The following is a 22,509-nucleotide window of genomic DNA, read 5'->3' as shown; positions in this document are numbered from 1 at the left end:
TCCAAACAAAAAGCTCGAAAACAACCCCATGCACAGTAGCCGGGGGCAGCAAAATCAACGGCTTACAGCGCGATGAAATGGGATGGATCGCCACCGCGCCTTCGCTCGTCGATCAAGCATGATCTTTTCGAAAGGCCGCTGCGCATTCTGCTGATTTTACGAAACTGTTGCACCGTCGGGCAAAACAGGAGCAGGATGGCAGCATCGGAAGAACCAGGATAGCGCGAGCCCCGCGCAGCTCCGTATCAAGAGTTTCCAAGGCTACGCGGAAGTCAGCCGCCTTCAGCGTGATAGGAGGCTCGCAATCCATTGCAGACTTGGCGGCTGCAGGTGAGATCGCCTTGCGAGACCGAATGAGAGCCGAGCACTCGCGGCGGAATGATTGATGCTTCGTCGAAGGCGCAGAGTACCGGTGGGGTGACTCCGGGCCGCACACGCTGAGCAAGCTGAGGTCGCCTGTAGCGCTAAGGCGAAGATCGAGATCGCGTCCGGCACGTCAGCAGTTAAGGCCATACCGGACGCGCCGAGGATGTAGCTAAGTCGACGCGATTGACCCGGAGCAGACCAATGCGACTCGCCACACTATCCCGCGCGGGATAGGATGCGTCCAATCCTCATGTGCGGGCTGCCAGGCGCTGGCGTGTTCGGCACCCCAACGCCTCCGCCCCGGAGCGCGGTTGCGCATGACGCCTTGCGGCAGCGAAGGCGACGCAAGGTGAGGATTTGACCATGTTAATTTGCTCGTGCAACGCAATTCATCGACGCGACGTCGTGTGCGGCGGCGGCGCGGCCCTGTTCAGCGCCATTGTGGCCACGCTGATCGGCAGCGGGAAGCCGGTGCGCGCAGAAACGATCACCGGCAAGGTTCCGGAGATCGAGCGCGTGGCAGTGCGCGTCGTCGTCGACAGCTACCAATTCGCTGTGGCACCGAGCCGGAAGATCGCCGATGTCGACATCGAGCACTTCGGCTGGGGCATCGGCGAAGGCAAGCCGCCCGGCAAGACGCTGATCAGTGAGTTCGGCCTGTCGATGCATGTCGAGTCGCGGCGTGGCGCCGAAACACGAAATATCCTGGTCGACTTCGGCTTCACCCCTGATGCGCTGGTGAATAATGCCCATCTCGTCGGCATCGATCCGGCTGCGCTCGACGCCCTTGTCTTGAGCCACGGTCACTACGATCATTTCGGCGGCCTCGCCGGCTTCCTGAAGCAGAACAACGGCAAGTTCAAAGCCAAGCTGCCGATTTACATCGGCGGCGAGGAGGCATTCTGCTCGCGGGAATGGACGGCTCCGCCGGTGCGCGGCGACTTCGGAGCCCTGGATCGAAAAGCACTCGAAGACGCCAATGTTGCGGTGACGTATGTAGAAGGGCCGGCATCGGTTGCCGACCACGGCTTCTCCACCGGCCCTATCGGTCAGACGAGCTTCGAGAAGCTGCTCTCGCCCAGCGCCATGAAGATCGGCGTGGACCACGGCATTGGATGCTATGCTGACAAGCTTCCGGAGGACGAACGGACGAAGGCTGTCATCCCGGACCAGTTCCGGCACGAGATCGCCACCGCGTTCAATTTGAAGGGTCGCGGGTTGATCGTATTGACCTCCTGCAGCCATCGGGGGGTCATCAACGCAATCAAACAAGCCCAAGCGGCTTCGGGTATTAGCAAGGTTCATGCGGTGATCGGCGGTTTCCACCTCGCACCCTACAAGGAGGACTATGTGCGCGAGACGATCGCAGCGCTGAAGGGTCTCGATATCGACTACGTCATTCCACTGCATTGCACTGGTGAGCCGTTCTACGAAATGGCAAAGGCCGAGATGCCGAACAAGCTCCTGCGCTCCTACACGGGCACACGCTTCATCTTCCATGCCTGAGCGATAAGGACACACGCAATCCTCGCGCGCTCGCCGAACGGGGAGCAATTGCTGGCCGCTCGCGGGTACTCAACATTGGCTCGCGCCCTGTGAGATAGCTTTTTGCATCGCAAAAGCCCAGCGTAGCCCGGCGCAAGGCCGCCGCCACTTCTAAAGCGCGATGAGATTTGGATGAATCGTCATCGCGCTTCAGGCTGTTGTTTTGCGCATGATCTTCCGGAAAACCGCTTCGCACTTTTCCGGATCATGCTTTAGGGAACGCCGCGCGGCGCAATGGTTCCACCCATTCACAAAGGGTTTGCGACGGCTTACTTTCCGAGCACGGCATTTTGCCCGGAAATCACGAGCCAAAGATATGAGAACTATGCAACCGAACTTCCGGTCCCCGGAAGCTTTGATGGCTGAAGCACAAGACGCGTGGCATCGGCTGTTCGAGCATTCCCCTGTCCCGGTACTGTTGCTCACGCCGGACTTGAAGATAGTGGATGCCAATGAGAGCTATCTTCGAGAGGTATTGCGTACGCGGGACGCGCTGGCTGGCCTGCACATGTTCGATGCATTTCCCGACAACCCGCATGTCGCACTCGCGGATGGGGTAAGTAATCTGGCCGCATCATTTGAGAAGGTGCTCCACGAAGGGCGCGGGCACGTGATGCCTCTGCAACGGTATGATATCCTACCAGACGGACGGCCTTGGCAGGTGCGCTATTGGCTTCCGAAAAACTGGCCTGTGGTGGATGAAAAGGGATCGATAGTCGCGCTCGTCCATCATGTAACCGACGCGACCGCAGCCGTTCTGATGCGAAAGACCAACGCGACCGCATCCGTTCGGACGAGCTCAGACGCACGTTTCTTAGACCTCTTGCAAAGAGCCGATAAGGCAATTTTGGAAGCGGGAGAGACCATAAGGAAAACGCAGGAAGCCATTTTGAGAGCCCGCGCCGAAATGGACTATGTGCGTTCTAGGAGGTTGTTGAAGCCAATATGATTTCGATTTGATCTGGTCAAACCGGGGCGATCTCCCGCCGGTCCAGTAATTTCCGTTATTGGCCCCCGCCCCCAGCTGCCCTTGTCGCCGGCGGTTCTGCGTCCTGGCAACGGGACCTGGTCGCGCTTCCGCCTGTCACAGGGAACGCCGGGATGGTGTTGCCAGGTCTCCGCTTTTTCCGTCTCTCGTCTCTCGACAAAGAGCACGATGCTCGTCACTTGGCGTCGGGACGCGCGGCTATTGTATTGCGCTGGGCCGCAAAGTGCTTCGGAAAATCCTCGACCCCACATTCCAAAGACCCCGCAGCACGAGATCAAAAAACCATCACCTCAGCAGCCTGATGGCTTTCGGATGCAAGCAGCTGTCGATAGAAAAAGGAAGGCGCAGGAGCGGCAATCTTTTGAGCGGCAACAGCTATCAATTGCCAACAAACACGTAGCGAAAGCTGAACGCGTGATCGAAGAGCAAGTGGCCTTGACCGAGAACCTACGACGCGACGGTCAAGACACGAAGCTCGCGGAGGAAACGTTGCGGGTATTCGAGGCCAATCTCCAAGTAATGCGCGAACACTGAGAACTCATCGTTAGGGCCATCGAGGAGGCCGACGAGGGACTTCAAGGCAACCTCATCAATGGGCCGTCGGTGTTGGCTCCGCATGGGTAAAGAAGGAACCGATTCGGTCGGACCTTGTAAGGTCGAGTGATCAAGCCAGCCCGTTGTCGATCTGCTCAATCGTTCTGACGACTATCTCTCGATGCTCACGCAGTGTCTTTAGATTGTGCTCAAAGCCCGTGAGCATCTCCTCCGCAACTTTGGTGCCGTGACCGTTTCCTCCTCGTCTTCGTCGGGATCCCTGGGTGGCATCACGATGCGCGTCAGCATGAGTAGTGTCCGGCCGACCGCTGCAGTGGAAAATGCTTCGGAGGTGTGTTGCTTCATGTCCGTGTGCTCCTTGAAAAATATGCGCAGTCGCAAAGTCTTTGCCGGCAAACGCCGGTGCCAGGCGCGATCGTCGCCAACGCGATGCGGGTCAGGTTGACTGCGTCATGAGCGGGCGGCAGGCCATGCAGCAGGCAGCGTATTCGGCCACTTGATGCCTCAGGACCCATTAGGCTCTATGTTTACCAAAACCTCGCCGGCAGCGATTTCAGGAACTCCAAGATCGAGGTCAGGTAGACTGGCTTGAACAAATGCCAGTATTTTGGCGTTCGCTGCGTTGGCGCTTTCGCGGTCGTCAAATATCATCACGGCGATACCGACACCATCGCCCGCATCCAGCACATGATAAGATCTGAATCCGTGCGATTGCCTTAGGATCTCACCAACGCCGCTCTTAGCGCGACGAGCGGCGTCCGCTACCGAACGAACCTTGCTGTACTTGCGAATGACCATGTACATGGAGTCACCACGCGCCATACGCCCCTTCGCATCAAACCATTTCGGTCTTAGTCGGACTAGTGCCAACTTCCGGGATGGGCCACGGCGTCCGGTTGGGCGGATCGCAATGCGCCTTTTCCAACGAGTCATCCTCGCCCGGGAAGGGGCGAGGTACTGAGGCTCAGGAGCCCTCGAACTTGAACGATACGTTGAGCTTGGCGCGATAGGCCTCGACTTTTCCCTTGTCATCCAGTTGCATATCGAGCTTGACGACCTCTGCAATGCGAAGATCCCGGAGAGATCTGGCAGCTTGGTCGACCGCATTAGCGGCCGCCTTCTCCCATGAGTCGGTGCTGGTACCGACCAGTTCTATGACCTTGTAGACGCTATCGGGCATGTTCGTCCTCCTAATCGGTAGGAGCAGGAAGTCTAGCACCAGGATCTCGACTCTGATACGTCTCGGGGATGCCGCGGAAAGGGTCCGATTGGCTGTCACTTTCCTGTTCGACCCAAAGAAGAACTCGGGTTGTCCTGTCGTGGATTACGTTCACATTTTCAGCCCGGACCAACGCGGCTGGATCCCGAGTGTAATTTTGCACGCCAACGTCGTCATTGCCGCTAAGGTTCTGATCCATGACGCGATGGCACCGCGGAAGCATCAGCAGCACGGCTGACTCTGGCGTGTGCCGAGACCTCACGGACTACCAACTCGAAGCGGTGCTTTTGAACCCATTGCAGACCATGTAACGCCGATAGGCGTCTCTATCGCTCCACTGCATAGATGCGCCACTCACCGGGGATACCCTTGAGTGAGCGGGTGCCCCGATCGTTGAAGCGCAAACCAGAGCCGGCCACCAGATCTTTGACTGTGCTCGAAACCAAAACCTCGCTGCCGGCGGCAAGCGCGGCGACCCGCGCGCCTATGTGAACAGCAATACCGCCAACATCACTACCGATCATTTCGCACTCGCCTGTATGAAGCCCAGCACGGACCTCGATCCCAAGCGGTCTCATTTCCTCGACAATAGCGCAAGCGCAGCGAACACCGCGGGCTGGGCCGTCAAAGGTGGCGAGAAAACCGTCTCCAGTCGTTTTCACTTCATGGCCTCGAAAGCGCGCGAGGTTGCGCCGGATCGTCGCATGATGGCCGTCGAGAAGGTCGCGCCAGCGTTGATCGCCAAGTGCAGCGGCTTTCTCGGTTGAGCCTACAATATCGGTGAAGAGAACCGTGGCGAGGACGCGGTCAACCGAGACCGGAGATCTTGAGCCAGTTAAGAATTCTTCGATCGCATCGAAAATTTCGTCTGCGTTTTCTCCCACGTAGAAGATGTGGTCGCTTCCGGGCAGCTCAAAAAGACGGGCTCCAGGAATGTGCGCCGCCACATCGCGCCCACCTTCTACACTAACAGTTTTGTCTCCAGTCCGGTGAATCACGAGGGTTGGTACTCGAACGGCCGGAAGAATGCCGCTGATTTCAATTTGACTGTTCATGCTCATGAGAGCCTTCACGGCGGCGGGGCTGGCACCAAGACGCTCGTTGCGGCCCCACCAGCGTTGAAAAGCGGCGTCGTTTGCGCGCGAAGGCGCGAATTTCTGCACGCTTCCGCCCGTACCCCATGCCTGCTCAACGTAGCCGAAGAACGCTTCGAGTGCCTCTTTGGTCGGAAACCAGTAGGAAAATCGTGAAAAGCTGCCGTAAAGTATCAGCGCGCGACACCGGTCGGGATAGGTTGCGGCAAACAGGACCGACAGCGGCGCGCCTTCAGATATCCCAAAGAGTGCCGCTTGCTCCATGCCGGCGGCGTCCATGACGGCTCGAAGATCATCCATACGCTGGTCCAAGCCGGGGAGCTCTCCGCCGCGATCCGACATGCCGGTCCCGCGCTTGTCGAAAGTTACCACTCGGGCGTAGCTAGCCAAACGGGTCAAAAAGCGAGCGAGATCGGGCTCGTCCCAATAATTCTCGACGTTCGACACGAACCCCGGAACCATAATCAGATTTACCGGGCCGCTGCCAAACAACTGGTAGGCGATGTGAACGTCACCGCTTTTGGCGTATTGCGTAGCCGGTTGCATTGGTGTCCTCACTGCTTGACCGGATTTACCCTGCCTATTCTGAAGCCTGACCCGACGATTGAAAAGCAGCAAGTCCGCAGTGTCGCCTGTTGGCCCGAATGCAAAGTTCGCGCGGCATTCCGCGTTGTCGGCTCAGGGAGTTAGACCGGAAATGACCGGCCAACCTCCGAACGGCGCTTGTGCCCCATCTCGGACATGACTCATTGCCCGGGCCGCCGGACCTCATCTTCGTTCCTCCGGCTGGTGGAACGCCTTCAATCCTAGAATGGCAGTCGATTTAATCCCAGTACGGAATAGCTGGGCGGGCGATCATCAGCCAGAAGATCACCAGAACGGCTGCGAACGCCGGGAATCCGAAGACGAACCACCAACGGAAGAGCTGATGATAACCGGCTGGCAGCTTGGTGCTGGTCGCGACCGCACCGACGGCAAGATCGCGCATTTGCATCTGCATCCACACCACCGGCAGCCAGAAGGCGCCGGTCACCAGATACAACGCGATGGACGCCGCGATCCAGCCATCCCGAAGCGAATACCCGCTCGACCATGCGAGCCATGTGCCAGTGATGGGCTGCAGGATCACGGCACTCGCCGTAAACAGAAAGTCGGCCAGCACGACGGTCCGCGCAACCCCGGCGATCTCGCGCGGGTCTCCGCGCAGATGTGCCACCAGCATGAAGAAGGCGATGCCGGCACCCGTGCCGAGCAAGACTGCAGCACCGATGATGTGCACCATCTTAACAAGGAGATAGAGCATCAGCGATCTTCCCGGATCGCCATGGCGACCAGATTGAGCATCAGCACCGGCCAGATCTTCAGCATTGGCCCAAGCGGCTCGGCCCACAGCCGCGGCACCAGCGCCGAGCCGATCACGACGTAGGTCAGCGAGATGATCAGTGCTGCCCACAGCCCATAGCGGCACAGAGGCCGCCAAAGAATAGCAAGGCCAATGACGATGTCGGCGAGCGCGCCTGCGAGGACGGTGAGGGCCGCGCCCTTTTCTGGGAGCCCGCCTTCCCGCAGCAACGAGATTCCGATTTCCCAGCCCGGGCCGAGCGAAATGATACCGGTGACGATCCAGAACAGGCTGAAGACGGCGAATATTGCCGGCTTGAGCGCATATAGCCGGGCAAACCAGCGTTCCTGCACCGAGGCGGGTTCGCGTGCGAGCGCGACTTCGAGATCGCGCGGTCTGATGCCGGTAAGCTGACGCCAGGGCTCGGGATCGCCGGTCGCGCCGCGTCGCATTTCTGCCTGCGCGGTCGTGTTGATGGGTGTTGCCCAACCCAGCATCTGCGCGACGTCACCCGCGCGATAGGCGGCCGAGGCCGCCCAAGCCGGCAGGTGCAGGCGGTAAGCGGGCCTCCAGCGCAGCCAGCCGCGAAACAGCGCCACCGCGTCACTGAAGGCCATCCGCGCTGGACCCGCCAGATCAAGTGCGAGGCGGGAGGGCGCGCCCGGTCGCAGGAAGAACACCACCGTCTCAACCACGTCGTCGAGATGCACGGGTTGAACAGCTGCGGTGTCGGGCATGACGGGCAGGATCGGGAGCGACGCCAGACCTCGCAACAGCGCGCTGCCACCATAGGCGGGCCGGCCCACGACGACGGAAGGCCGCAGTATGACCCAATCGAGATCCCTTGCCATCAAGGCGGCTTCGCCTTCCTGCTTGCTGCGGGAAAAATCGGTCAGGGCACCGCGATTGCTGCCGATTGCCGAGAAAAGGATGATGCGGCGCACGCCCACGCCTTCACATGCCGCATAAAGCGCCGCGCTGCCGGCGACGTGAACGCCTTGAATGTCCTGTCCCTGCAAGGCTCCCGCCGCGTTGATGACGGCATCGATGCCTGCAAGAAGTCTCTTCCATCTCGACGGATCGGTGGTCCGAGCGACGTCCAGGGTGATATGGCGCGTGGCGGGCGCAGCCGCCGGATGGCGCGACACCAATGTGCATTCATGCCCTTCGGAGGACAGCCGCGCGTAGATTGCCGATCCAACAAGTCCTGTACCGCCAACGAGAAGGATGCGCATTGACTCGTCCTTGACCGGCAGCGGGGTAGCGCGAACCGCCGATCAAACTCTGAAGATGCAGACGAATAAAGCGGGGCTGGTGCGATCGTTCCTCGCAGTGGAACTGGTGAATTGAGGAGAGCGGCTGCTCATTTGGCATTTGATGGAACCGGAGTTCAGCGCGCGGGGTGGGCCGTCGCGGCGGCCAGGGACGGCCCGTATACGTCAGTATAATCGTCACGAGGCATATTCCTGGCCGATCATTGGGCGCTGCGAGGCCAGGTTCGGCCCGCCGTGCATCGGTAGCGATCGCCAGCGCTGTTTGCCACTCCGGGCAAGAGACGGGCCCGCACTCCGGTAGAAGAAGTGCCTCGACTGATCCATCGCTCGTGAGCAAGAGGTGATCATGCAACATCCGATTCAAGTGCCGTCGGTCGCGCTCGATTCGAATGAGCGCAAGCGCCCCGAGGAGGCGCTGCGCGAGAGCGAGGAGCGCTTTCGCACGCTGGTGCAATTCTCCTTCGATGTGTACTGGGAAACTGACGCGCAGCATCGCTTCATCCGCCAGGAGTTCGCTGAGACACTTGCCGAGCCGCCCGTCTCCGAAATCGGCAGGACACGATGGGAGGTCCCTTATCTGGAACCTGACGCAGAGGGCTGGCGCAAGCACCGGGAGATACTCGATGCCCACCTTCCGTTTCGCGATTTCGAGCTCGCGCGGCCGACGCCCGACGGCGGCAAGCGTTATGTGTCCGTCTCCGGGCTGCCCATCTTCGACGACACCGGGCACTTCATGGGCTACCGCGGTGTCGGGCGCCACATCACGGAGCGCAAGCGCGCCGAACAGGCGCTGATCGAGAGCGAGGCCCGTTTCCGTACCTTCGTGGACCACGCGACCGACATGTTCATGCTCCACAGCGAAGACGGTCGCGTTCTCGACGTGAATCGAAATGCCTGCGAAAGCCTCGGCTACGGCCGGGGCGAACTGGTCGGGGCAACTGCCTCCTTCTTCGATCTGCAGATGGATCAAGCGGCCTGGCGGATCAACCGCGACCGCCTCAAGGCCGGCGGCATCGCTACGCTCGAGAGTCGCTATTGCCGAAAGGACGGCACTGTGTTTCCCGTCGAAATCCGTATGCGGGAATTCTGCGAAGGCGGCCGGTCACAGATCATTTGTCTGAGCCGCGACATAACCGAACGCAAGCGAACCGCCGAGACGTTACGCGAGATGCAGGCTGAACTAACCCGCGCCAACCGCGCGGCGGCAATGGGCCAGGTCACGGCTTCGGTGACACACGAACTAAGCCAACCAATCACCGCGACGCTCTGCAACGCAGAAGCCGCACTCAGCTGGCTGGAAACGCAACCTCCGGATTTCGAAAAGGCACGGCAGGCGCTCGCATCCATCGTCGCGGAAGCCAACCGAGGCGGCGAGATCATCGGCTGGATCCGTTCCCTGATCAAGAAAACTCCGGCACCGAAGGAGAGCGTCGATATCAATGGTGCAATCCTGGACGTGATCACCATAGCCCGGAGCGAGCTGCTCAAGCATGATGTCTCGATCCAGACCGACCTCGCTCCGGGCTTGCCGCTCGTGAAAGGCTATCGCGTCCAGCTGCAGCAGGTCGTTCTGAATTTGATCCTCAACGCGATCGAGGCAATGAACTGCCTCGACGTTGGCGGACGGGAGCTGCGGATCAGCACGGCTGAAGATGCCTCGGGTCGCGTCGTCGTCGCCGTGCGGGATAACGGTCCCGGACTTGACGGGGCATTGGTTGACCGCCTGTTCGAGCCCTTCTACACCACCAAGCCGGATGGCACCGGCATGGGCTTGTCGATCTGCCAATCGATCATCGAGGCGCACGGAGGACGACTTTGGACGCGTGCGAATGAACCGCGGGGGGCCGCGTTTCTGTTTAGTCTGCCTTCGGAACAGGGGTGATCCACGTCGCTTTTCATGAGCGAGCGCTGCGCAGGCCGGAGCCCACGACCTCAAATCCATCCACGCCACGGACGCGTGGTCCTTCGATCACACCTGCCGGAGCAGCGCAACGGGATCGGCGAGTTCGTTCGCGTGTCAGAGCGGGGAGCGTCCGCCGTCGGCGCGAAGCGGACGTTCCGTTCGTCACGCACGTCTCAGAAAGGTGCGAAATGATGGCGCTGTCTGCTTAGGTCCGCTTCCCCCCAAGAAGCCGCCCTCGCGAGTCCACGCCTTTCCAGTCTGCCCAACTTTCCTCCGGGCGAGGTATCGCAAACTCCCGTGATCATGCTTACCTTGGCGCGATGAAAAAGATCGGATTCCTCTCCTTCGGGCACTGGACGCCCTCGCCGCAATCCCAGACGCGCTCGGCCAGCGATACGCTGCTGCAATCGATCGAGCTGGCCGTCGCCGCGGAACAGTTAGGGGCGGACGGCGCCTATTTCCGCGTGCATCACTTCGCGCGCCAGCTCGCCTCGCCCTTTCCGCTGCTCGCGGCCGTCGGCGCCAAGACCAGCAGGATCGAGATCGGCACGGCCGTGATCGACATGCGCTATGAGAACCCGCTCTACATGGTCGAGGACGCGGGAAGCGCCGACCTCATCGCCGGTGGCCGGCTGCAGCTCGGCATCAGCCGCGGCTCGCCCGAGCAGGTGATCGACGGCTGGCGCTACTTTGGTTATCGCCCGGCAGAGGGCCAGAGCGATGCCGACATGGGCCGGCGCCACGCCGAGGTCTTCCTCGACCTCCTGCGTGGCGAAGGTTTTGCCGAGCCCAATCCGCAGCCGATGTTCCCCAATCCGCCGGGGCTGCTGCGCCTGGAGCCGCATGCGCAGGGCTTGCGCGAACGGATCTGGTGGGGCGCCGGCTCGAACGCGACCGCCGTATGGGCGGCCAAGCTCGGCATGAACCTGCAGAGCTCGACGCTGAAGAACGACGAAACCGGCGAAGCTTTTCACGTGCAGCAGGCCGCGCAGATCCGCGCCTATCGTGCCGCGTGGAAGGAGGCGGGCCACGCCCGCGAGCCGCGCGTGTCCGTCAGCCGCAGCATCTTCGCGCTGATCGACGATCGCGACCGCGGCTATTTCGGCGGCGAGCGCGGAAGCGAAGACCAGATCGGCTTCATCGACCCGCGCACGCGCGCGATCTTCGGCCGAAGCTATGCGGCGGAGCCGGATGTGCTGATCGAGCAGTTGCGGCAGGACGAGGCGATCGCGGAAGCAGATACGCTGCTGCTGACGATTCCGAACCAGCTCGGGGTCGATTATTGCGCGCATGCGATCGAGGCGATCCTGACGCATGTGGCCCCGGCGCTGGGGTGGCGGTGAAATAACGGGAAGGATGCCCTTCCCCGCTCTCACCCCGTCTTCGTCCCCGTGATGACGGCCAGCGCCTCGACGAGGCGGTCGAGATCGGTCTCGTCGGTGAAGAGAGCCGGCGTCACACGGATGCACTGGCCCCTGGCGACGCCCGCCCGGCGCACCGTCATGATCTTGTGGCTGTCCCGGAGCTTCGCAACGATGGCCTCGTTGTCGGCCTTGCCAGTCTTGCCGGCAAGACGGAAGGACGTGATCGCGCCATATGAGCCGGCTTCATCCGGCGTCAGGATCTCGATGTCCTTGAATCCGCGGACGCGGCTCACCCAATGGTCGCGCAAATGGCGCAGGCGGGCTTGCTTCGCCGCCGCGCCGATCTGCTGATGCAGCGCCACGGCCGTGGGCACCGTCAGCACCGTGGCGAAATTGACCGTGCCGGTATGCACCCGCGAGCGGATGTCCTCTTGCGGAAAATCCTCGTCGCCCATGTCGCGATCGATGGCCGCGAGGCGATCCTTCCTGATGTAGAGGAAGCCGACGCCGAGCGGCGCGCCGATCCATTTGTGCAGATTGAAGCCGACGAAATCGGCCTCGAGCTCACTCACCCGGAAGTCGATCTGGCCCCAGGAATGGGCGGCGTCGACGATGGCGTCGATGCCCTTGGCCTTCGCCATGCGTGCGATCTCGGCGACCGGCATGACGAAGCCGGTGCGATGGCTGACATGGGTCGATGCTGTCGAAAAACGCCGTGGCATAGTTGGTTTTGCTCTCGGGGGCGTTTTCGGCGTGTTCCTGGCTGGACGTCAGAGCCGGATCGGCAGGCCCCGCGACCAGCTGGCGAGCCTCTTAGGTGATCGCCGCACAGGCTCCCTTTGTTGGCGGGCCGACCAAACACATCGCCATTGTCTTGAGGTTCTGCACAATGGCAGCGAGATGAAACTCGTCACGGGCGCCGGTGAGACCGCGAAGGCGCATACGCTCAAAGCCATGCTGGACCTTCAGGTGTGCAAAACGCATCTCCACCTTTTTGCGCGCGTTGCTCGATCGTTCGAACTCCGGCGTGCCCTTCAGTGACCGGGCATGGTTGCGCGCATCCTCATTAATGTCGCGAGCGATCTTCTTGAACGGTGCGCGCGTGCATCGTTGCTTGAGCGTGCAAGCACGGCACTCTTGAGGTTGTGACAGGTAGTTCCTGGCGCGGCCATCATGGACCGTTCCCGAGGTTCGCAAGAGCTTGCCATTCGGACAGACATAGACGTCTCGCTCAGCGTCGTAGGTGAATTCGCCACGGGAGAACATGCCGTCAGACGACGGATATCTTTCCCACACGGGAATGTGCGGCGTGATGCTTTTGCCCAGTAACCATGCAAGCAGTTTGCCGGTGCCGTAGGCGGTATCAGCCGTGAGCCAATCAGGCTTTAGATCAAGCCGTTGTTCGGTGCGATCGATCATCGTCCTGGTAGACGCGACTTCATCATAGGTGCGTGCCGGCGTCGCCTCGACATCGACAATGATCGCGTGCTCAACATCGATCAGATAGTTGAGCCCGTATCCGAACTGCACCCGCTTGTTGGCTTTCGCCGTCCATGCCGACGACGGATCAGAAGGCGAGATCACCTTCGGTGGCTTGCGATCGGACGATGCGGTCGGCGTCCCATCAGAACCGCCAGCGCCCCTGTCCCCGCCTTCCTGGACCTGCGCTTCGGCCTCAAGTCCGGCAAGATATTCGGCCACGGCACGCTTCTGACGTTGCGCATCGGTCCAGTCCAGCTCGCCCGGCGCTTTGCCGTGATAGCGGCTGGCATTGGCCTCCATCACGCTCGCATCCACCGCGAACCCTTCGCCCTTGACAAGGCCCGCGGCCATGCATGCCACAACCACGCGCTCGAAAATGTGGCGCAGGATCTCGCTCTCGCGGAAGCGGCCCAGCCTGTTTACCGAGAACGTCGAATGGTGCGGAACCCTGTCGTCGAGATCGAGCTTGCAGAACCAGCGATACGCAAGGTGCAGCGCCACTTCCTGACAGAGCCGGCGCTCATGACGAATGCCATAACAGTAACCGACCAGGAGCATCCGGATCATCAGCTCGGGATCAACCGAGGGCCGGCCGATGTCGCTGTAAAAGGGCTTTAGCTGGTGGTGCAAATCGGCCAGAACCGCCGTCGCAAACAGGTTCATCCGTCGCAACAGGTGGTCAGTCGGGATCATCTCGTCGAGGCTAAACTCATAAAAGAGTTGCCCCTGATCTCGGTCCTGCCGCCCCATCATCGCCGACTCTCCTGCCGCCTCCTGAGCAGGAATCATTGTTCGCTCGGCTCCTCAAGCCCTTTTTCGACAGTATCGGTCAGCAGCAGAAGTCTCGTCTTCGGGTTCGCCTCGATGGCGCGGGCATAGGCGTCGAGCACCGCCTGGCGCGTCGCGGGCTCCGGCACGTCGAACTTGACCACGTCGACGCCGCGGCGCGCCTTCAGCGCGTTCATGGCATATTGCATCGAATCATAGTCGAGGTCGGCGTAGAGCACGGAATCGCCGCGCTTCAGCCTGTTGTAGCCGCCGATGAGGAGCTGCAGCGCTTCGGTCGCGCCGCGGGTGAGCGCGATCTCATCGGGCGCGGCATCGACCGCTTCCGCCACCTTGGCGCGCACGGCCTCGAAATCCGTACCCGCACGCAGCCGCGCATAATAGGTGTTCTGATAGTTGACCATGTCGGACTGGCGGATGAACTCGCGCCTCACCGGCTCGGCCATGATGCCCCAATAGCCGTTCTCCAAATTGACGACATCGGGCGTGACGGAATAGAGCCCCTTCACGGCCGCCCAATAGGCCTTGTCGGTGGCGACAGCGGCCGCCGGACCGGCCGGCTGCGCCGGAAGGCCCTCGGCGGCAAAAGCCGGTGCCGCAAGCGGCGCCACCGCTGCTGCCGCGAGGCCCTTGAGCATCGAGCGGCGGTCAGCCGAAATCGTCTTGATCAGTTGCATGTCAGCTCTCCCCAGAGCGTTTTCGAGCGACGTGGCGTCCGGCTCGCATCAAGAAAACGCGTCAAACGATCATCCAGGGCCCCGTTTCGATGTCAACGAAATGGAAGAGGCCCTGGCGCGCGGCGAAAAGAGCAACGGACGATGCAGCTAGGATGACCGGAGCATGACAATGCGATGATCGGGACGGCTCGGCCAATGTCGGGCTTCACTAAAGCGCGATGGAATCAGGATGAATCACCATCGCGCTTCAGGTTATTGTTTGAGCATGATCTGTTCGGAAAACCGCTGCACACTTTTCCGGATCATGCTTTGGGAGCGCCGAGCTATGTCACGGGCTGGTAGCGCGTGATCTGCTCGAGCCCGGCTTCCTCGCCGGCGACCGTCTGCATCCTCACATGGCTGCCGATGACGAGGCCAGCGAGCGAGAGCATCAGGCCCAGCGCGAGAGGCGCGAACAAGGCCTCTTCCTGAAACAATCCATTGAGCAGCACGACCATGACGCCGAAGCCGGCGAGGCCCTGTGTGAGATAGCCTGACGATGCGTAGAGGCGCCAGGCCTTGAGGGCCATCGCGGAATAGAAGGCCAGTGGCACGAAGGCCGCGATGCCCATCTGGTACAGGAGGACGCCGATCGCGCTTTCGACCGCGCCGTCAATCGTCCCGGCCGCCTGCGCGGCGCCCCAATCGATCGAAAAATAGCTCTCCGACAAATTGCCGCCGACGCCGAGACCCCGGCCGAGCGGTCTCTCCACAAATCCGTTCAAGCCGCCCATGAGACCGATGATGTGATAGTCGCCGATCTGCAGGCCGACGCGAATCGCGAGAATCGCGAACGCGATGAGGCCCAGGATGCCGAGCAACAGCGTCACCACGGCGCCGAGCAGGCGGGTCGACATCCAGGCCGCGGCCACGAAGATCACCACGATGAGCGCTCCCTTCACGCTGCAAAAGACCAGGAGCGGCAAGGCCGCGAGGGCGAGGAATGGACGTCCCACCGAGAACAGGAACAGGGCGAGAAAGCCGATCCCGTAGGCGAAGCTGATCGGATGCATGTTCGGGCCGTGGATACGCAGCATCTTCGACAGGCCGAATCCTTCGAGCAGAGGCGTGTTCAGGAAGTCGAAGCTGAAACGGTCCTTCAGGTCGACGGGCACGTTTCCGGTGGCGCGCATCTGGGCCTCCCAGACGCCCGAATGGGTCGCCTTGAGCTCGTCAAAGCCCCAGAAGGCATGACCGTTGGTGATGGCCAGCCAGACGTCCCGGAACGCGAGCTCGACGTAGCCGCACAGAATGAGGATGACCGCGAGCGTCACCAGGAACGGCGTGATGCGCACTTCATAGGTCGCCGCCGTCAGCAGCGAGACCTGAAACAGAAATAAAGGAAGCACGATGTTGCGCAGATAGACCGCGGCGGCCTGTCCGTTCTGGCCGAAGCCGATCGCGAAATACAGCGACACCACGGCGAGCGTGGCGACACCCCAGCGCATGATCCTGTTCACGTCGCTCGACTGCTTCCTCCGGCCCAGCACGTACAGAGCGAACGTCGCCAGCCACATGACGGAGCAGACGAGGAAATTGTATCCCTTGATGAAGTCGAGATCGGACGGGAGCGGGACCAGCGGCGACAGGATCGAGACGAACAGATTCTGGAAGAACAGGACGAAGATCGCGACGGCCGGCGCATAGGTCGGGACCGCAACGACGATGGCGATGCCGATGAGGACCTCGACGGTGATGGCCAGCGCCGGATTGGCGAGGTGCAGAACCGGCGCAAAGCCGATCGTTGCCGTGGCGATGCAGAAGGTCGGGACCAGCTCGCGCCAGGCCGGCGGCGATGGTCCGGCCTGCATACTCCGACCTTGCGGTGAGTACCCGGCGCTCATCAATCGTCCCTCATCATCGCGCAGGAGCACGGTAGCCGGGCGATGCGTAAAGTTTCGTTAACGATCGCGGCGCGCGGCGGGAGCTCGGGACGCGCCGAGCAGCGCCCGCATCACGTCGGGATCGGCCTTGCCGGTAGCGGCGTCGACCAGACCAAAACCCTGCGCCAGCTCCCAATGCGCCCAGCCCCAGCAATGCTCGCGGGCATAGGCCGTGACCTCCGCCAGCCAGCGCAACCGGCTCTCCCTGGGCGCAGCGGCTTTCAGCACGCCGAATTCGTTGACGATGATCGGCCGTGAGAATTGCTGCTGCCAGGCGAAGGCAGGCGCGAGCCAGCGATCGGCGCCCGGCTTGTCCTTGGCGGCCACAATCGCGGTGTCGAGTATGCCGAGCGCCTTGGTCGCGCTTCTGTCCTGCAAGTCCCGGCGAAGCGCCCGCACGGCGGGATCTGCGGCACTGATCGGGTACGGCAGGTCGCGGATGTCGTGCAGCGGATCCCGCTCATCCCAATGGCCCTGGTGGGTGAACACCATCGGATCGTAGAAGTGGATGGCGTAGACGACGTCGGGGTCTGCCAGCGGACGAAACCCCGCCAGCGAATCCGCGCGCTGCCAGTTGACCGGACCGACGATCAGGGTGGTGGCGGGGAGCAGCCGGCGGACGAAGGCGGCCAGCGCCTCGACCTCCCTTTGCCACCTCTCGGCTTCGACATCGGGCTCGTTGAGCAGCTCGGCGAAGACGCGATCGGCAGGATGGAATCGAATGACCTCTGCAAGAGCGCGCCAGGCCTCCTGCATCTCGCCCATCGCCGCAGCCGGATCATCCTTGTGCAGACGGTTGAAGCGCTCGCCGGGATGAAGATCGACGGACGTGGAGTAGCCGAGCGAGGCGAGCTGCTTCAACGCGCTGTCGAGCACGCGCAAGCTCGCCTCGCGCTCGGCCTTCGCGGCAAAGCGCGGCATCACCCGTTCCGCCGGCACCGGTAAGCGAACATGACTCATGCCCGCCCTGCGCAGCTGCTGCAGCAACGCGCGGCTTGGCGGCGCACCGTTGATCCAGCCGTCGGCATTGAAGCCACGCGACAGCGCAGCAAGCCTCTCCGGCGCGACCGTCGACGGCAAGGACACGCAATTGTCGGCGAAGACCGGCGGGCCGAATGAGATCGACAGCAGCATGGCCGCGATCAGCAGACGGCGGCGCGATGCTGTCGTCAAACCGCAAGACCCAATGCGCCCCCCTCGGGGTGAGGCGCCACCGCACCGGCGGGCACATGATTGACGACGAGGCCGGTCGGCACGGCCGCATATTTCGACAGCGCTGCGGTCACCCTGCGCATCGCGGACGAGCCGAGCTCGCCGGCGCGCGCCACCAGGACGATCAGGTCCGCGTGCGCGGCCAGGGCGATGGCGTCGGGCTGCAAGGCGAGATTGCTGGCGTGGACGATGATCAGGTCGAACTCCGAACGAATATCGTCCTCGGGCCTCGCATCGGGTTTGCGGCCGGCGCTCAGGAGCTCGTCGATCGACTGCAACCCCGCCGTGGTCGAGCCGTCGTGCCATTCGGTCACCGGCGGCTGGTGGCCTGCGAATTCCGGCTGGAGCCGGATCAGCACGCTCATCATGCCCCGATTCACGGCGGCGCGATTGAGGGAGCACGCAACCGTGTTGCCGCCTGCGCTCTTGCCGACCGACAACACCAGCGCGACCTTGCAGCCGCGCACCGGCACACGGTCGATGCGTTCGAGCAGCGGCCGCAGATGGAGGCTGAGATCGAGTTCGGCGGCCGTGGTGATCGGTCTTTGCCAGACAGTGTTGGTCCCGGCCCCTGGCGCCAGCTCGGGAATGCGGGCCCAGACAGGAAGGCTTGGCAGCGCCTCGGCCCGGTGCGCGGCGGCCGGACGCTGGACTTCCCGGACGAGCGCCTCCTCCGCTTCCACAGATCCAGGCGCCTGAACGGATTCGGGCTTTTCGGCCGACAAGCTCGTCGTCACTGCGACGGCGGCGGTGGAGGTCAACAGCGAGCCGATCGCCAGTGCCGCGAGCAGCAAGGCGAGCGGCGGACGCGTCGAACGCAGCGGCGGAATGGCGATCGAAGCGATCTTGGTCTGGGACGCCTGCAACTGACGCTGCTCATTGGTGGTCTTGAACCGCGACAGGAACTGCTCGTAGATGTTCCTGTTGGCATCGGCGTCGCGCTGCAGCTCCTGCAGCTTCACCAGCGCCTGGCCGTCGACCAGCATCTTGGTCTCGACCGCCTTGAGCTGCTTTTCCAGCGCGTTCTGCTGCTCCAGCTGCGCCTCGTATTCGGATCTGGCCGTGTCGATGTTCTTCTTCCGCTCGATCTCGATCTGCCGGTTGATGTCCGCCAGCTGGCTGTAGGAGATCGCGAGATCGGGATGGCGGTCGCCATACACCGCCTTCTTCTGCGCGATCTGATCGTTCAGGGCCGAGCGCTGCGCGCGCAGCATGCTCAGGAGGTCCTGCTTCACCGGCCCTTCGACATTGGCCTTGACGTCGCGCTGCGCCTGCTCGTAGCGCGCCCTGGCCTCCTCGGTGCGCGCGCGGGCGGCGGAGACCTGCTGCGTGAGGTCGGTCACCCGCAATTGCTGCGTGGTGGATTCCTTGCCGGCATTGACGATGTTGTGCTCGAGACGGAAGGCAGCGACGGCGTCTTCCGACGCGCGCAGGCGCTCGCTCAGCGTCTTCAGCCGGTCCTTCAGCCAGTCGGCGGCCTCGTCCGTCGCCTCGGTGCGGACGCGGCCCTGGCTGGCAACGAACGCCTCGGCGATGGCATTGGCGTAATAGGCGGCCCGGTCCGGGCGGTTCGAGGTGAAGGAAATCGCAATGACGTAGGTGAGCCCGCGCCGGGTGATCTCGAGGCGGTTGCGGAATTTCTCGAGCAGGCGCGTCATGTCGCTATAGCCGCCCGCGACGTCCTCGTCGTCCGCGATCTTGAGCTGCTCGATCAAGGGGCGGAGAAATCCGTCGGATTTGGCGATCTCGATCTGGCTCTGAAGCGCCGCGGCATCCTGGCCGATGCCGGGCAGCACGTCCTGATCCGAGGTCACGCGCAGCTCGCGCGGATCGAGCACGACCAGAGCCGTCGCGGCGTAGCGGACCGGAAGGACCATCAGAACGACGACGCCGAGGGCGAACAGCGCGAGGGCCAGCGTCAGGATGCGCCGGCCGTTCTCGCGCAGAAAGGCGAGCGTGCCGGAGACCGTCAGCGATCCCTTGATCAGTGCCGGCCCGGTGCCGTCAGGCTTCGCCTTCGCAGCCCGCGGTGCTTCCCACGAAGCCGCTTGCTCCGTCGGGGCGATGCTTCGCGGAGATGCGCGGCTACCGAACGCCATGGGGTTGGACTCGAAATCAACTTGACTGTCAAAGCTCAGAGGCTTGTCACACCGTAAATATCCATGGTTAACCGCCGGTTACGGCCGCGCGAAGCCATCATGGCACGCGGCTCGGCCATGCCGGCGCCGGCCATCGCGGCAAATTGCACGATGTTCAATCCGACGCCGCCGGCCCCGAAAACGACGACGGCTTCGCCAATGGCGATCTGCGCATCGTTGTTGACGACACCGAGCGCGGTCGTCACCGCGCAGCCGAGCAGCGGCGCGCTGGTGCGATCGATCGAGGCGGGAACGGGCGTGACGCAATTCTCCGACACCACGGCATATTCGCGGCGGCGCCGCCAAGAACCGGCCACCGAGCGTGAAGACGCCGGTATACGCCGCGGCAACCGGGCACCACATGCCGAGCGGCTGGCGGCGGCCGCGACATGGAGACGCTGGAACGGGAGCGCGCAGCACGGCGTTCGCCCGCAAGGGAGTCGATCATGCCGACCAAACCGACCATCGCCCGCATCTGGCGCGGCCGCACCCGCCGCGACGCCGCCGACGCCTACCAGGCCTATCTGCAAGCGGAGGGCATTCCGCCGCTGCTGAAGACCGCGCTCGGTGTGCAGCAATTGCGCGAGGACCGCGGTGAGGAGACATGGTTCACGACCATCTCCTACTGGCCGGACATCGCAGCCATGACGGCTTTCACCAAGGGCGAGCCGACCAAGGTCCATCATCTCGCACGCGACGCGGAATTCCTGATCGAGCTGCCCGAACGCATCGAGATCCACCGCATTCTGATCGACGAACAGGGCCTGCGGTGAAGGCCGATCACCCGCGGCGAAGGCTCTGGGCAAGCACCGGCATTCCGATCGAAGCGATCAACGCGCCGCCGAGACTACGGATGCAGGCGCAGGCGGCTCACACTCGTGACTGCAAAGGTGATGAACCTTTTGACCCGCGCTGCCACGTATTTCTGCGCAGGGTAGGCGAAATAGAGTCCGGTCAGGGGCGAGCGAAGAGCTGGCAGCACGCGCACTAGCCGTTGTTGGTCTGCGAAAAAGGCCGGCAGGAATCCGATCCCCAGTCCCATCGCGACGAAGGTTCTTACCGTCAACAGGTCATCGCAGGTCAGGTCGCCCGATAGATCGATGCTGACCTTCCGCTTTCCCATCAGCATGGGCAGAGGACGGGCCCAAGGCTTGCCGAATCCAATCAGGTCGTGGTGTTTGAGATCATCCACATGACTGGGGACGCCGCGTCGGTCGAGATAGTGTTGGCTTGCAAACAGTCCCGACGGGCCCGTCACAAAAGACCTGGTCACCAGGCTGGAATCGCGCAGCGGGCCGACCCGGATGGCGAGATCGACGCCTTCGGCGATCATGTCGACGATCCGGTCCGTTACAATCAGCTCGATTTTCACCATCGGGAACGTTTCGCGAAACGTGCTGATGATGGGCGGCAGTAGACTTTGCGCGATGTCGACGGCCGCTGTGAGCCGAAGGAGGCCACTGAGGCTTCCCGCCTCCGACGTAATTGCAGCTTCGGCTGCCTCGATCTCACGAAGCCCGGCGCGGCACCGTTCAAAATAAGCCTGGCCCGCCGGCGTGACGCGGAGCTTGCGGGTCGTACGCCGGATCAGGCTGACACCGAGGCGCTGTTCGAGCGCCGCCACCTTTGCGCTCACCGTGCTGGCGGGCATGCGGAGCCTTCGGGCAGCGCCGGCAAAGCTGCCTGCCTCCAGCACCTGGACGAAGACACTGATCTCATCGATGCGCATTGCCGTTCATTATGCAGAATTATGGACAGTAATTCCAGATTATCCTGACTTGCCGCGAAACGGCTTCTGCGATCTGCTTCGATCGGGGAAGGCCCTAAACCGCGATGGGATCAGGATGAATCACCATCGCGCTTCAGGTTGTTGTTTGAGCATGATCCTTTCGGAAAACCGCTGCACACTTTTCCGGATCATGCTTTAAGGAGCTGAAGGATGACGGGACTGATCACGCCGGTGGCCGACAGCGAACCGATCGACCCGCGCGTCGCGTCGGGCATGTTCATCTGAAGGTAGCGGACCTCGAGCGATCACTTGCGTTCTATTGCGGGGTGCTCGGCTTCGGCCTGCACGGACTGATTGGCAACGAAGCAGCGTTCCTCGCCGCCGGCGGCTATCATCACCACGTCGCGATCAACACCTGGGAGAGCCGGGGCGGTTCGCCGCCACCTGAAGGATCGACGGGCCTCCACCACGTTGCCTTTGTCTATCCGACGCGAGCCGCGCTCGGCGACGCACTCCGCCGCCTCCGAGCAGCGGCCGTCCAGCTCACCGGTGCGAGCGACCACGGTGGTTCGGAGGCGATCTATCTCCGCGACCCGGACGGCAATGGCGTCGAGCTCTACTGGGATCGACCTGAGGAAGAGTGGCCGCGCAATCCCGACGGCTCGTTGAAGATTGTCAGCAAGCCGCTCGATGTCGAAAAATTGGCGGCGGAGGGATCGTCCGAATCCCCGATCCAGCAAGGATAGATTGAGCCTCGTCATATCGGCTGATCGTCGACGTGACGGTCGCTTTCGTCATGGCCACAATCGCCCACGCGGACCCGGACGTCGCGAGGTCCCTCGTTCGGGATGTCGTGTCGAGCGCATCTTGAACTGGCGGTCCGCCGCAGTGCGCGAACGCGGCGCCCCTGCAC

Annotated in this window: 20 protein-coding genes; 7 read left to right on the top strand and 13 right to left on the bottom strand. The window is 62.4% G+C overall.

The genetic code is table 11. The features are described from left to right. Positions 1 to 729: 729 nt before the first annotated feature. The 3 genes from P6U28_RS34785 to P6U28_RS34775 all read left to right on the top strand — a co-directional run bounded on the left by P6U28_RS34785 (position 730) and on the right by P6U28_RS34775 (position 3,433). Positions 730 to 1,872 carry an MBL fold metallo-hydrolase gene (locus P6U28_RS34785; RefSeq protein ID WP_129144567.1) on the top strand — a complete coding sequence of 381 codons (1,143 nt, stop codon included), beginning with the start codon at positions 730 to 732 and terminating at the stop codon, positions 1,870 to 1,872. A 397-nt stretch (positions 1,873 to 2,269) separates the two neighbouring features. Next, positions 2,270 to 2,860, top strand: a complete 591-nt coding sequence (locus tag P6U28_RS34780) for a PAS domain-containing protein (protein ID WP_164937038.1) — start codon at positions 2,270 to 2,272, stop codon at positions 2,858 to 2,860. Between the two features lie 351 nt (positions 2,861 to 3,211). Beyond that, positions 3,212 to 3,433: a hypothetical protein gene (locus P6U28_RS34775; protein WP_129144565.1), complete on the top strand. Its 222-nt coding sequence runs from the start codon at positions 3,212 to 3,214 to the stop codon at positions 3,431 to 3,433. A 525-nt stretch (positions 3,434 to 3,958) separates the two neighbouring features. Here the strand turns inward: P6U28_RS34775 and P6U28_RS34770 are convergent. The 5 genes from P6U28_RS34770 to P6U28_RS34750 form a co-directional block, all read right to left on the bottom strand. Beyond that, on the bottom strand, positions 3,959 to 4,258 hold the full coding sequence (locus tag P6U28_RS34770) for a hypothetical protein (RefSeq protein WP_122406971.1): 300 nt from the start codon (positions 4,256 to 4,258) through the stop codon (positions 3,959 to 3,961). Positions 4,259 to 4,418: 160 nt separating this feature from the next. Then, entirely contained in the window at positions 4,419 to 4,634 is a 216-nt protein-coding gene (locus tag P6U28_RS34765) for a dodecin family protein (RefSeq protein ID WP_122405984.1), read from the bottom strand. Between the two features lie 365 nt (positions 4,635 to 4,999). Then, positions 5,000 to 6,313 carry an adenylate/guanylate cyclase domain-containing protein gene (locus P6U28_RS34760; RefSeq protein WP_407120661.1) on the bottom strand — a complete coding sequence of 438 codons (1,314 nt, stop codon included), beginning with the start codon at positions 6,311 to 6,313 and terminating at the stop codon, positions 5,000 to 5,002. A 277-nt stretch (positions 6,314 to 6,590) separates the two neighbouring features. After that, positions 6,591 to 7,070: a DUF2269 domain-containing protein gene (locus tag P6U28_RS34755; protein WP_122405987.1), complete on the bottom strand. Its 480-nt coding sequence runs from the start codon at positions 7,068 to 7,070 to the stop codon at positions 6,591 to 6,593. Continuing rightward, complete coding sequence (locus P6U28_RS34750) at positions 7,070 to 8,344, bottom strand: SDR family oxidoreductase (RefSeq protein ID WP_407120660.1); 1,275 nt, start codon at positions 8,342 to 8,344, stop codon at positions 7,070 to 7,072. The genes P6U28_RS34755 and P6U28_RS34750 overlap by 1 nt, the downstream gene beginning before the upstream one ends. A 403-nt stretch (positions 8,345 to 8,747) precedes the next feature. Between P6U28_RS34750 and P6U28_RS34745 the strand changes: the two genes are divergently transcribed. Both P6U28_RS34745 and P6U28_RS34740 read left to right on the top strand, forming a co-directional pair. Further along, the gene (locus tag P6U28_RS34745) at positions 8,748 to 10,265 is read left to right on the top strand and encodes a PAS domain S-box protein (protein ID WP_407120659.1); all 1,518 of its coding nucleotides are present in this window, start codon (positions 8,748 to 8,750) and stop codon (positions 10,263 to 10,265) included. A gap of 341 nt (positions 10,266 to 10,606) precedes the next feature. Beyond that, the gene (locus P6U28_RS34740; protein ID WP_122405989.1) at positions 10,607 to 11,629 is read left to right on the top strand and encodes an LLM class flavin-dependent oxidoreductase; all 1,023 of its coding nucleotides are present in this window, start codon (positions 10,607 to 10,609) and stop codon (positions 11,627 to 11,629) included. Between the two features lie 29 nt (positions 11,630 to 11,658). Here P6U28_RS34740 and P6U28_RS34735 read toward each other — a convergent pair whose 3' ends face one another. The 7 genes from P6U28_RS34735 to P6U28_RS34705 all read right to left on the bottom strand — a co-directional run bounded on the left by P6U28_RS34735 (position 11,659) and on the right by P6U28_RS34705 (position 20,184). Then, positions 11,659 to 12,372: an aminotransferase class V-fold PLP-dependent enzyme gene (locus tag P6U28_RS34735; RefSeq protein WP_407120658.1), complete on the bottom strand. Its 714-nt coding sequence runs from the start codon at positions 12,370 to 12,372 to the stop codon at positions 11,659 to 11,661. A gap of 91 nt (positions 12,373 to 12,463) precedes the next feature. After that, on the bottom strand, positions 12,464 to 13,885 hold the full coding sequence (locus P6U28_RS34730; protein ID WP_122400721.1) for an IS1182 family transposase: 1,422 nt from the start codon (positions 13,883 to 13,885) through the stop codon (positions 12,464 to 12,466). A gap of 32 nt (positions 13,886 to 13,917) precedes the next feature. Further along, the gene (locus tag P6U28_RS34725; RefSeq protein WP_407120657.1) at positions 13,918 to 14,595 is read right to left on the bottom strand and encodes an aminotransferase class V-fold PLP-dependent enzyme; all 678 of its coding nucleotides are present in this window, start codon (positions 14,593 to 14,595) and stop codon (positions 13,918 to 13,920) included. A gap of 323 nt (positions 14,596 to 14,918) precedes the next feature. Continuing rightward, positions 14,919 to 16,478, bottom strand: coding sequence for a hypothetical protein (locus P6U28_RS34720; RefSeq protein ID WP_209295466.1), 1,560 nt, complete (start codon positions 16,476 to 16,478; stop codon positions 14,919 to 14,921). Between the two features lie 57 nt (positions 16,479 to 16,535). Next, the gene (locus tag P6U28_RS34715) at positions 16,536 to 17,690 is read right to left on the bottom strand and encodes a glycoside hydrolase family 5 protein (RefSeq protein ID WP_244607834.1); all 1,155 of its coding nucleotides are present in this window, start codon (positions 17,688 to 17,690) and stop codon (positions 16,536 to 16,538) included. Continuing rightward, positions 17,687 to 19,828 (bottom strand): GumC family protein, encoded by a 2,142-nt coding sequence (locus P6U28_RS34710; protein WP_407120656.1) that lies wholly within the window; start codon positions 19,826 to 19,828, stop codon positions 17,687 to 17,689. Before P6U28_RS34710 ends, P6U28_RS34715 begins: the two co-directional genes overlap by 4 nt. Before the next feature lie 35 nt (positions 19,829 to 19,863). After that, positions 19,864 to 20,184 (bottom strand): hypothetical protein, encoded by a 321-nt coding sequence (locus P6U28_RS34705; RefSeq protein WP_244607835.1) that lies wholly within the window; start codon positions 20,182 to 20,184, stop codon positions 19,864 to 19,866. A gap of 129 nt (positions 20,185 to 20,313) precedes the next feature. Between P6U28_RS34705 and P6U28_RS34700 the strand changes: the two genes are divergently transcribed. Next, a complete protein-coding gene (locus P6U28_RS34700; RefSeq protein WP_122406974.1) occupies positions 20,314 to 20,640 on the top strand; it encodes a hypothetical protein in 327 nt (108 codons plus the stop codon). A gap of 74 nt (positions 20,641 to 20,714) precedes the next feature. On the opposite strand, the gene P6U28_RS34695 is transcribed toward P6U28_RS34700, so the two are convergent. Beyond that, positions 20,715 to 21,596, bottom strand: coding sequence for a LysR family transcriptional regulator (locus tag P6U28_RS34695; RefSeq protein ID WP_129144558.1), 882 nt, complete (start codon positions 21,594 to 21,596; stop codon positions 20,715 to 20,717). A gap of 203 nt (positions 21,597 to 21,799) precedes the next feature. Here P6U28_RS34695 and P6U28_RS34690 point away from each other — a divergent pair, with 203 nt between their 5' ends. Continuing rightward, on the top strand, positions 21,800 to 22,342 hold the full coding sequence (locus P6U28_RS34690) for a VOC family protein (protein WP_407123138.1): 543 nt from the start codon (positions 21,800 to 21,802) through the stop codon (positions 22,340 to 22,342). Positions 22,343 to 22,509: the final 167 nt, after the last annotated feature.

Source organism: Bradyrhizobium sp. STM 3561 (assembly GCF_045571455.1).
Classification (GTDB): Bacteria; Pseudomonadota; Alphaproteobacteria; order Rhizobiales; family Xanthobacteraceae; genus Bradyrhizobium; species Bradyrhizobium vignae.
This window is presented reverse-complemented; position numbering and strand designations above follow the sequence as displayed.

What these genes read in the sequence shown, in the direction of transcription:
- P6U28_RS34735 (WP_407120658.1), bottom strand. Translation starts at nt 12,372, where the DNA reads ATGCCACGGCGTTTTTCGACAGCATCGACCCATGTCAGCCATCGCACC.
- P6U28_RS34760 (WP_407120661.1), bottom strand. Translation starts at nt 6,313, where the DNA reads ATGCAACCGGCTACGCAATACGCCAAAAGCGGTGACGTTCACATCGCC.
- P6U28_RS34770 (WP_122406971.1), bottom strand. Translation starts at nt 4,258, where the DNA reads ATGTACATGGTCATTCGCAAGTACAGCAAGGTTCGTTCGGTAGCGGAC.
- P6U28_RS34720 (WP_209295466.1), bottom strand. Translation starts at nt 16,478, where the DNA reads ATGAGCGCCGGGTACTCACCGCAAGGTCGGAGTATGCAGGCCGGACCA.
- P6U28_RS34710 (WP_407120656.1), bottom strand. Translation starts at nt 19,828, where the DNA reads ATGGCGTTCGGTAGCCGCGCATCTCCGCGAAGCATCGCCCCGACGGAG.
- P6U28_RS34750 (WP_407120660.1), bottom strand. Translation starts at nt 8,344, where the DNA reads ATGCGCATCCTTCTCGTTGGCGGTACAGGACTTGTTGGATCGGCAATC.
- P6U28_RS34730 (WP_122400721.1), bottom strand. Translation starts at nt 13,885, where the DNA reads ATGATGGGGCGGCAGGACCGAGATCAGGGGCAACTCTTTTATGAGTTT.
- P6U28_RS34740 (WP_122405989.1), top strand. Translation starts at nt 10,607, where the DNA reads ATGAAAAAGATCGGATTCCTCTCCTTCGGGCACTGGACGCCCTCGCCG.
- P6U28_RS34785 (WP_129144567.1), top strand. Translation starts at nt 730, where the DNA reads ATGTTAATTTGCTCGTGCAACGCAATTCATCGACGCGACGTCGTGTGC.
- P6U28_RS34695 (WP_129144558.1), bottom strand. Translation starts at nt 21,596, where the DNA reads ATGCGCATCGATGAGATCAGTGTCTTCGTCCAGGTGCTGGAGGCAGGC.
- P6U28_RS34775 (WP_129144565.1), top strand. Translation starts at nt 3,212, where the DNA reads ATGCAAGCAGCTGTCGATAGAAAAAGGAAGGCGCAGGAGCGGCAATCT.
- P6U28_RS34700 (WP_122406974.1), top strand. Translation starts at nt 20,314, where the DNA reads ATGCCGACCAAACCGACCATCGCCCGCATCTGGCGCGGCCGCACCCGC.
- P6U28_RS34765 (WP_122405984.1), bottom strand. Translation starts at nt 4,634, where the DNA reads ATGCCCGATAGCGTCTACAAGGTCATAGAACTGGTCGGTACCAGCACC.
- P6U28_RS34725 (WP_407120657.1), bottom strand. Translation starts at nt 14,595, where the DNA reads ATGCAACTGATCAAGACGATTTCGGCTGACCGCCGCTCGATGCTCAAG.
- P6U28_RS34780 (WP_164937038.1), top strand. Translation starts at nt 2,270, where the DNA reads ATGGCTGAAGCACAAGACGCGTGGCATCGGCTGTTCGAGCATTCCCCT.
- P6U28_RS34755 (WP_122405987.1), bottom strand. Translation starts at nt 7,070, where the DNA reads ATGCTCTATCTCCTTGTTAAGATGGTGCACATCATCGGTGCTGCAGTC.